Source organism: Serratia sp. CY38905 (assembly GCF_052168875.1).
Lineage (GTDB): Bacteria > Pseudomonadota > Gammaproteobacteria > Enterobacterales > Enterobacteriaceae > Serratia > Serratia sarumanii.
On sequence record NZ_JBJNLV010000032.1, the window covers coordinates 1 to 8383 of the forward strand.

The 8383-nt window shown below is 50.2% G+C and carries 8 protein-coding genes and 4 pseudogenes; 7 read left to right on the forward strand and 5 right to left on the reverse strand.

The features are described from left to right. Nucleotides 1–121 precede the first annotated feature (121 nt). Nucleotides 122–295, reverse strand: a pseudogene (locus ACJ8MK_RS25560) (metal-sensing transcriptional repressor); the annotation flags it as partial. Between the two features lie 784 nt (nt 296–1079). On the opposite strand from ACJ8MK_RS25560, the gene ACJ8MK_RS25565 reads away from it, so the two are divergent. Next, nucleotides 1080–1376: a helix-turn-helix transcriptional regulator gene (locus tag ACJ8MK_RS25565; RefSeq protein ID WP_017384073.1), complete on the forward strand. Its 297-nt coding sequence runs from the start codon at nt 1080–1082 to the stop codon at nt 1374–1376. A gap of 423 nt (nt 1377–1799) precedes the next feature. Beyond that, nucleotides 1800–2456, forward strand: a complete 657-nt coding sequence (acuR, locus tag ACJ8MK_RS25570) for an acrylate utilization transcriptional regulator AcuR (RefSeq protein ID WP_023280966.1) — start codon at nt 1800–1802, stop codon at nt 2454–2456. 62 nt (nt 2457–2518) lie between these two features. On the opposite strand, the gene acuI is transcribed toward acuR, so the two are convergent. Further along, nucleotides 2519–3502 carry an acrylyl-CoA reductase (NADPH) gene (gene acuI / locus ACJ8MK_RS25575; protein WP_023280857.1) on the reverse strand — a complete coding sequence of 328 codons (984 nt, stop codon included), beginning with the start codon at nt 3500–3502 and terminating at the stop codon, nt 2519–2521. 400 nt (nt 3503–3902) lie between these two features. On the opposite strand from acuI, the gene ACJ8MK_RS25580 reads away from it, so the two are divergent. The 5 genes from ACJ8MK_RS25580 to fghA all read left to right on the forward strand — a co-directional run bounded on the left by ACJ8MK_RS25580 (nt 3903) and on the right by fghA (nt 7476). After that, nucleotides 3903–4600 (forward strand): IS1 family transposase gene (locus ACJ8MK_RS25580; protein WP_223195083.1). Its coding sequence is split into 2 segments (ribosomal slippage): nt 3903–4152 and nt 4152–4600, totalling 699 coding nucleotides; the frame shifts between segments, so codons are not numbered across the junction. A gap of 113 nt (nt 4601–4713) precedes the next feature. Next, nucleotides 4714–4989, forward strand: a complete 276-nt coding sequence (frmR, locus tag ACJ8MK_RS25585; protein ID WP_017384071.1) for a formaldehyde-responsive transcriptional repressor FrmR — start codon at nt 4714–4716, stop codon at nt 4987–4989. Nucleotides 4990–5023: 34 nt separating this feature from the next. Then, nucleotides 5024–6133: an S-(hydroxymethyl)glutathione dehydrogenase gene (gene frmA / locus ACJ8MK_RS25590; RefSeq protein WP_017384070.1), complete on the forward strand. Its 1110-nt coding sequence runs from the start codon at nt 5024–5026 to the stop codon at nt 6131–6133. Nucleotides 6134–6176: 43 nt separating this feature from the next. Beyond that, nucleotides 6177–6575, forward strand: coding sequence for a VOC family protein (locus ACJ8MK_RS25595; RefSeq protein ID WP_012561111.1), 399 nt, complete (start codon nt 6177–6179; stop codon nt 6573–6575). A 64-nt stretch (nt 6576–6639) separates the two neighbouring features. After that, entirely contained in the window at nt 6640–7476 is an 837-nt protein-coding gene (gene fghA / locus ACJ8MK_RS25600; protein ID WP_012561110.1) for an S-formylglutathione hydrolase, read from the forward strand. 27 nt (nt 7477–7503) lie between these two features. Here fghA and ACJ8MK_RS25605 read toward each other — a convergent pair. The 3 pseudogenes from ACJ8MK_RS25605 to ACJ8MK_RS25615 form a co-directional block, all read right to left on the reverse strand. Beyond that, nucleotides 7504–7656: pseudogene (locus ACJ8MK_RS25605) on the reverse strand (recombinase family protein); the annotation flags it as partial. 114 nt (nt 7657–7770) lie between these two features. Continuing rightward, nucleotides 7771–8227, reverse strand: a pseudogene (locus tag ACJ8MK_RS25610) (IS3 family transposase); the annotation flags it as partial. An 80-nt stretch (nt 8228–8307) separates the two neighbouring features. Next, a pseudogene (locus ACJ8MK_RS25615) lies at nt 8308–8383 on the reverse strand (reverse transcriptase); the annotation flags it as partial.

The following is an 8383-nucleotide window of genomic DNA, read 5'->3' on the forward strand; positions in this document are numbered from 1 at the left end:
CTCAGCATTTTATTATGGTGATCCCCTGGGCGAAATGCGCCTGGTAAGCAGAGTTTTTGAAATGTAAGGCCTTTGAATAAGACAAAAGGCTGCCTCATCGCTAACTTTGCAACAGTGCCCTCTCGAGCACCTCTGCCATAAGACCGTTAGCTGCTCCGCGAACGGCAGCTATCTGCTGAAGAATGGAACGGCATTCAGCATCATTTTCCAGCGCTCTTTCCAGAGCATCAATCTGACCCCGAATGCGGCGAACACGGGTAAGGACCTTTTTTTTCTCTTCAGGAGTACTGGGCATTATTTACCTCACCATTTTTGATTTTATATACTATAGTGGAGTATACAACCAGCGTCAATGTATACTCCACTATAGTATAAAGAAGGATAAACGCAATTATTCATATTTACGGTATAAATCATATATTTATATTATTTTGGCTGTGGTGCTGTCGGAAGGAAAGTTACTACAAAAATGATATCTACCGATACGGGATTTGGGGCATAGGCGGTTCTGTTAAATTTCGGCAGATATTGGCTCATCATTGATAGTCAAAAAATGAGCCTAACGTACAATAATTTTCGATATCCAAACTGCCCCCTTATACATACCTACAGCGCACGTTACGCTGAGCTGAATCGAATTTCAGAGAACGTTCTTCGCTATTACCCTGCCCAGCCAGTTGAACACATTTTATCATCCGGCCCCGAGAGTGACATGTTCTCTGCCTGGTACAGCCTTCATCAGAGTCAAACTAGACGTTATTTACAGGCAAAAGAAGACAGCTACAGAGTTTAAGTCTGACATTATTCGTGGCTGTGTCTGCCTTCGGAGTTTTCAGCTTATCCCGATAACAGCGGTTTTGAAAAATTGACGTTTTTTACACCGGTACATTGCCCGAACGCAATCTCCCCCGTAGCGAAATACCGCCCCGCAGAAAATCGTCCATGCTCGGCATGCCCCTGGAACATCAGCATCTTTTCAATAAAGGTTTTACAGCCTATAGTCTGTATAACACAAAATACACCTTACCTGCTGTATTACAGGGCGGTACTCCCTACTCAGTCTGCGAGGCAGGTCACTTATGAATAATCAGTTCCCGATAAAAACGCTGAACCAGCTCAGACCTGTGCTAATCGGGTTTCGCAAAATCAAGGGCTTCACGCAAAAAGATGTGTCTGAGAGGCTTGGCGTAACGCAGCAAACCTATGCCCGCCTGGAAGCAAACCCTGCTAGCGCCAGTATTGATCGTCTGTACAAGGTATTCAGTATTCTGGGCGTAGAAATAACGCTGTCATCTATTTCCCCTTCACCCTTCATTTCCCACACAGAGATGAGGGGGGCATTTGACAGCACTCCCGCCAGACGGGAGAAATGGTGACTATTAGAAGTTTGCTAGTTTTGTCGAATGACGCCAACTACATGTCCGCATCCATCGAGTAGTGGCTTCAAGCCACGATTGTCACTGCCTCCGCTGCCTTTTTCCAGTAACTCTCTCCTTTTAATTCTAATATTTAGGGGTGTCAACGCAAAGCAGAAACGGCACCTTCTTTGCGAGACAGAAATGACCTGTGATTGCCTGGCCGATTTATGGCAGCTAAGTGCGAGAAGCGGATATAGCGAATTCGCCATTGTACGGGATTAGCAGGTTTACTGAAGCAACCTGCGATGGCGTTATGGCAATAGTCAGTCCCCTGTCCAGTCGGCATAGGTGGCCACCTCGTCACCGCCGGGGATAAACTGATTGAAGCCTCCGCGCAAAATCACTTATTCTTTTCCGTTAATAAAATGCAGGAGCAAAGTCATGACTGGCGAAATTCGTGGGCGAGGCAGGCCACGAAAAACAGAGAGTACCTATACAGATACCCGTAATGACCTGATCCGAAGCGGGCTTGAACTGCTCACGCAGAATGGTTTTCTTTCAACGGGAGTCGATGCCATTGTCAAAAATGCCAGTGTTCCTAAAGGCTCATTTTATTACTATTTCAAGAGCAAAGAAGAGTATGCCCAGACTGTTCTGAGCGCCTATGACAGTTTCTTTGTGCATAAACTCCAAAAACATCTGTATGAATCATCCTTCACACCAATGATGCGTCTGGAAAATTTCATCGACGATGCCTGCGACGGCATTAAAAAGTACAATTTCACCCGGGGCTGTCTGGTTGGCAATATGATGCAGGAGAGTCCGGGTCTTCCACTGTCCTTTATCAAACAGCTCCACGAAATACTTGAGCGCTGGCAGGCGCTTGTGGCGTGCTGTCTGTCCGACGCGTTATCTTCGGGCGAAATCCGTTCCGATATGAATAATACGCAACTGGCGGCCATTTTCTGGAGCAGTTGGGAGGGTGCCGTAATGCGTGCCAAACTTTATTGCTCAACCCAGCCTGTGTACGACTTCTGGAGCTATTTCAAAAAGTCAGTACGCTATCAGCCCTCTAAGGACACGGCTGTTGAAAAGTAAAAAAGGGGCCGCAGCCCCTGATAATAATTATCAAACCCAGGCTGAGCCTGGCTTCCACTTCATTAGCTACACTGAATTACTGCCCGGCCACGAATTCCGCCACTCAGAAGTTTTTCGGCCACATTGATGGCATCACTCAGCGGATAAACGGTGGTCAGGCTATCCAGTCTGGACTCCGGTAAATACTGTACCGCCTGCTGCCAGATCGCCGCTCTTTTTTCCTTCGCGAACATGACACTGTCAATCCCTTTCAGCGTGACGCCACGCAGGATAAACGGAGCCACATTCCCCATTAGTTCCATCCCCTGTGCCATGCCGCAGGCTGCAACAATACTGCCATAACGCACCCCGGCGCATACATTGCAGAGCGTATGGCTACCGACTGTATCAATGGCGGCAGCCCAGCGTTCTTTCTGTAACGGTTTTCCGGGACAGGAGAGCTCGGAACGGTTAATAATCTCGTCCACACCGACCGTTTTATAGAGCCAGGCAGCCTCTTCCGGGCGTCCAGTAGACGCCGTAACGCGGTACCCCATTGATGCAAGGATCATGGCCGCAATGCTCCCGACGCCGCCGCTGGCACCGGTAACAAGTACCGGACCATCTTCAGGCTTAATACCATGATTCAGAAGTGCGTCTACGCACAGCATCGCGGTAAACCCAGCTGTTCCGATTGCCATTACGTGTTTGCCGTTAGCGCCAGCCGGGAGCGGCGTCAGCCAGTCTCCATTTACCCGTGCTTTTTCGGATAGTCCGCCCCAGTGTTTTTCCCCAACACCCCAGCCGGTCAGGAGAACCTTATCTCCGGCCTGATATTCGGGATGTGAACTGGCGGACACTGTACCGGTAAAATCAATGCCGGGCACCATGGGAAAGCGTCGGACGATTGGGCCCCGGCCCGTAATGGCCAGTGCGTCTTTGTAGTTGATGGATGAATAGTCAACATTGACCTCCACATCCCCCTGCGGTAGTTCACTTTCAGCGATTTCAGCAAGTTGCGCACTATAGCGTCCATCTGTTTTGTTGATTAATAAAGATTTAAACACGTTCACCTCGTTTGTCCGGGCGTTTACCGTTCAGTCATTAAGTCGTCAATAAATAATATTGACCGATCGTCTAATAATCAACACTACTATCCCAGTGCTTTGCCAGCATTCAAGAAACATTATTCATTTCATGCACTTAAAGCTGTCTTTTTTGACCGACATCAAACTGTATTCTGGTTTATCTGGTGCAGAGGGAAAATCAGCATCCCTGAAGATACATAGCTAATGCTTCAGAACACGGCTGATGATGCGATAAAACAACCAGGCTTTAATGAGTTAGTCTGAGCGGACCTTCGGCTCAGTAAATAGGTCCGCTCCGTGCCAAGAGCAGACGCTGGTAATTCGGGTAATGGTGCCAACTTACTGATTTAGTGTATGATGGTGTTTTTGAGGTGCTCCAGTGGCTTCTGTTTCTATCAGCTGTCCCTCCTGTTCAGCTACTGAAGGCGTGGTGCGTAACGGTAAAAGTACTGCCGGACATCAGCGCTATCTCTGCTCTCACTGCCGTAAAACATGGCAGCTACAGTTCACTTACACCGTCTCTCAGCCCGGTACACACCAGAAAATTATTGATATGGCCATGAATGGCGTCGGATGTCGCGCCAGTGCACGCATTATGGGCGTTGGCCTCAACACGATTTTACGACACTTAAAAAACTCAGGCCGCAGTCGGTAAACTCACGCATACAACCGGGCAGTGACGTCATTGTTTGCGCGGAAATGGACGAACAGTGGGGTTACGTCGGCGCTAAATCACGCCAGCGCTGGTTGTTTTACGCGTATGACAGGATACGGAGGACGGTTGTGGCGCACGTATTCGGTGAACGCACGTTGGTCACGCTGGAGCGTCTTCTGGGCCTGCTGTCGGCCTTTGAGGTCGTGGTATGGATGACGGATGGCTGGCCGCTTTATGAATCACGCCTGAAGGGAGAACTGCACGTTATCAGCAAGCGATATACGCAGCGCATTGAGCGGCATAACCTGAATCTGAGGCAGCATCTGGCAAGGCTGGGCAGGAAGTCACTGTCGTTCTCAAAATCGGTGGAGCTGCATGACAAAGTCATCGGGCATTATCTGAACATAAAACACTATCAGTAAGTTGGAGTCATTACCGGTGCTCTGATATATTTATTATACTATAGTGGGGTATGTGTTGATCTTAATGTAATACTCCCCTATAGTATAAGAAATACAGAGCAGTGAGGTAAGCAATGCCCAGTACTCCTGAAGAGAAAAAAAAGGTCCTAACCCGGGTTCGCCGTATCCGGGGTCAGATTGATGCTCTGGAAAGAGCACTTGAAAGTGGCGCTGAATGCCGTTCCGTTCTCCAGCAAATCGCCGCCGTCCGGGGCGCCGCTAACGGACTGATGGCAGAGGTGCTGGAGAGCCACATACGGGAAACCTTTGACCAGAATGACAGCTACAGTCATGAAGTCAGTAAATCAGTTGACGATACGATTGAGCTGGTTCGTGCCTATCTTAAATAGGTGAGGCCATTATTACATTGAGGATATATTACGTATGAAATCACGTGCCGCTGTTGCATTTGCACCAGGGAAGCCCCTGGAGATTGTTGAAATTGATGTTGCTCCGCCTAAAAAAGGCGAGGTGCTGATTAAAAACACCCACACAGGTGTCTGCCATACCGATGCCTTTACCCTCTCAGGGAATGACCCTGAGGGCGTTTTCCCGGTGGTTCTCGGCCACGAGGGAGCCGGTATCGTCGTTGAAGTTGGTGAAGGCGTCACCAGTGTGAAGCCGGGTGACCATGTTATTCCGCTCTACACCGCTGAATGCGGGGAGTGTGAATTCTGCCAGTCCGGTAAAACGAACCTCTGTGTATCGGTTCGCGAGACTCAGGGCAAAGGACTGATGCCTGACGGGACCACTCGCTTTTCATACAACGGTCAGCCTCTTTACCACTACATGGGATGTTCCACATTCAGTGAATACACCGTTGTGGCCGAGGTTTCTCTGGCAAAAATTAACCCGGAGGCGAACCATGAACACGTCTGCCTGTTGGGTTGTGGCGTGACTACCGGTATTGGCGCCGTCCATAACACGGCTAAAGTGCAGCCGGGCGATTCAGTTGCCATTTTTGGTCTGGGGGCAATTGGTCTGGCTGCGGTACAGGGGGCCCGTCAGGCAAAAGCGGGACGTATTATCGCTATCGATACTAATCCGACAAAATTTGACCTGGCCCGTCAGTTCGGGGCCACTGACTGCATTAACCCGAATGATTATGACAAACCGATTAAAGATGTTCTGCTGGATATCAACAAGTGGGGTATTGACCATACCTTTGAATGTATCGGTAACGTTAACGTCATGCGTGCAGCGCTGGAAAGTGCTCACCGTGGGTGGGGGCAGTCCGTTGTCATTGGTGTCGCAGGGGCCGGACAGGAGATTTCCACCCGTCCTTTCCAGCTGGTCACCGGGCGCGTATGGAAAGGTTCCGCGTTTGGCGGAGTAAAAGGCCGCACTCAGCTCCCCGGTATGGTCGAGGATGCCATGAAGGGGGATATTGACCTTGAGCCATTTGTAACCCATACGATGACACTGGATGAAATCAATGACGCCTTCGAGCTTATGCATGAAGGCAAATCTATCCGGACAGTGATTCATTACTGATCCCATCAGAATTTTAATCAACTCAAACTGAAGGAAGTGGAAAATGACAACTCCGGTAATTTCTGGTGACGGCATCTTTTCTCATGTGTTCATTGGCGCAGCCGATGTCGAGAAATCCTCCGCATTTTACGATGTCGTCCTGGGCACGCTTGGTATCAATAACCTCGGCCCGTTTGGCAACGGCTGGGTACTCTATGGCCGCGAAAAGCCGGCATTTATCATTGCCCGTCCGGGCAACGGTGAAGCACCTTCCGCTAACGGGGTGACTGTCGGCTTCGCTGCTGCCACCCCGGAAGAGGTTGATGCTTTCCATGCTGCCGGCCTTGCCGCCGGTGGAGCTGATGAAGGTCAACCTGGCCCGCGTGGTCACCTTCCCGGGGCCTATGCTGCCTACCTGCGGGATCCGGCGGGTAACAAAATCACGGCGTATACGTTTATCTGACGTCCGGATTTAAAGATACTTCCCCTGGCTTCGGTCAGGGGAAATAACCATGAGATAACGGCTGATGGAACTCATTGAGCAGCATGCCAGCTCTGGCGGCTGGCAAAACGTGTACCGGCATTATTCACAATCCCTTAATTGTGAAATGAATTTCGGTGTGTATCTTCCTCCCAAAGCAGTAACAGAAAAACTGCCGGTACTATACTGGTTGTCGGGCCTGACCTGTACTGAGCAGAATTTCATCACCAAATCAGGTATGCAGCATTATGCAGCCCGGCATAACGTCATCGTTGTTGTCCCGGATACCAGTCCCCGGGGTAATAATGTCCCGGATGCCGACAGTTACGATCTTGGCCAGGGGGCCGGTTTTTATCTGAACGCGACGGAACAGCCGTGGAATGTTCATTACAGGATGTATGACTATATTCTCAGAGAGCTTCCGGATGTCGTCATGAATCATTTTCCTGCAACGGCAAGAAAATCTATATCCGGTCATTCTATGGGAGGGCTGGGTGCTCTGGTGCTGGCTCTGCGAAATCCTGGTGAATATGTGAGCGTATCAGCATTTTCCCCGATAGTATCGCCTTCTCAGGTGCCATGGGGGCAACAGGCATTTAGCGCTTACCTGGGTGAAAACAGAAAAACGTGGGAAGCCTACGATCCAGTCAGCCTCATTTTACAGGGTGAAAAATTACCAGAAATCTTCATTGATCAGGGGCTGAGTGACGCCTTTTATGAAGAGCAACTGCGCACCAAAATCCTTGAGAGAGTATGCAATGAGATGAACCTCAATGCGTCGTTCCGATATCATACTGGATACGACCACAGCTATTATTTCATTTCCAGCTTTATTGGTGAGCACATTGCTTACCATGCCAACAGGCTCAGGCTGTCAGCATGAGTTGATTTCCAGCCTCAGAAAATGTGCTTAATTTTCAGGCCTGAACAGGGCCTGAACCCTGCAGACCTGAGATGTACTGTAACTGGTGGCTTCAGCAGTTTCTCTTATGCTCAGTTTCTTGACCTGTCGGTAATACAGAACTTTCTTATGTCGTTCCTGATCGGCCTGTTTGCCCCGGTGAATCGCCACGGATAATCTAGACACTTCCGAGCCGTTGATGGACTGACCCCGCCCCGGTAGACGATCCTGCCCTATAGTTTGGACTGACCCCACGCCTGTAGACAAATCCTGTCCTCACGACGAGGCCTGTTCGAAGGCCTCCGGACTGACGTCGCCGAGGTGGCTGTGGCGCCGGGACCGGTTATAGAAGACTTCAATGTAATCGAAGATCCGCCCGGGCCAGATCCCTGGTTTTATATATGCGTTTTCTGATCCGTTCTTTTTTCAGCGAACTGAAGAATGATTCGGCCACCGCATTATCCCAGCAGTTGCCACGCCGGCTCATGCTCGGCGCCAGGTTATTGGCCCGGTAGAAGCGCTGCCAGTCGTCACTGCCGTACTGGCTGCCCTGATCGCTATGTACGATAACCTCGCTGTCTGGTTTTCGGCGCCAGACCGCCATCATCAGCGCGTCGAGCGCCAGTTCGCGTGAGAGAGTGGGTTTCATCGACCAGCCGACCACATTACGGGCGAAGAGATCGATAACCACCGCCAGATACAGCCAGCCCTGCCAGGTGCGGAGTAGAGTAAGAGGCAGGGCGTAGTCGGACTATTTCCCTGCCTCTCCGCCCCGAACCGGACGTGCACCTTTCAGCGCATCCGGCTCTCCATTTAAATGCTGGCGAACACCATTGCCACTTCTGTAAAGCGCGATGTATACGTGTTTCTGGTTTCCGTCCTCAGATAG

What these genes read in the sequence shown, in the direction of transcription:
- fghA (WP_012561110.1), top strand. Translation starts at nt 6,640, where the DNA reads ATGGAACTCATTGAGCAGCATGCCAGCTCTGGCGGCTGGCAAAACGTG.
- acuR (WP_023280966.1), top strand. Translation starts at nt 1,800, where the DNA reads ATGACTGGCGAAATTCGTGGGCGAGGCAGGCCACGAAAAACAGAGAGT.
- ACJ8MK_RS25595 (WP_012561111.1), top strand. Translation starts at nt 6,177, where the DNA reads ATGACAACTCCGGTAATTTCTGGTGACGGCATCTTTTCTCATGTGTTC.
- frmA (WP_017384070.1), top strand. Translation starts at nt 5,024, where the DNA reads ATGAAATCACGTGCCGCTGTTGCATTTGCACCAGGGAAGCCCCTGGAG.
- frmR (WP_017384071.1), top strand. Translation starts at nt 4,714, where the DNA reads ATGCCCAGTACTCCTGAAGAGAAAAAAAAGGTCCTAACCCGGGTTCGC.
- ACJ8MK_RS25565 (WP_017384073.1), top strand. Translation starts at nt 1,080, where the DNA reads ATGAATAATCAGTTCCCGATAAAAACGCTGAACCAGCTCAGACCTGTG.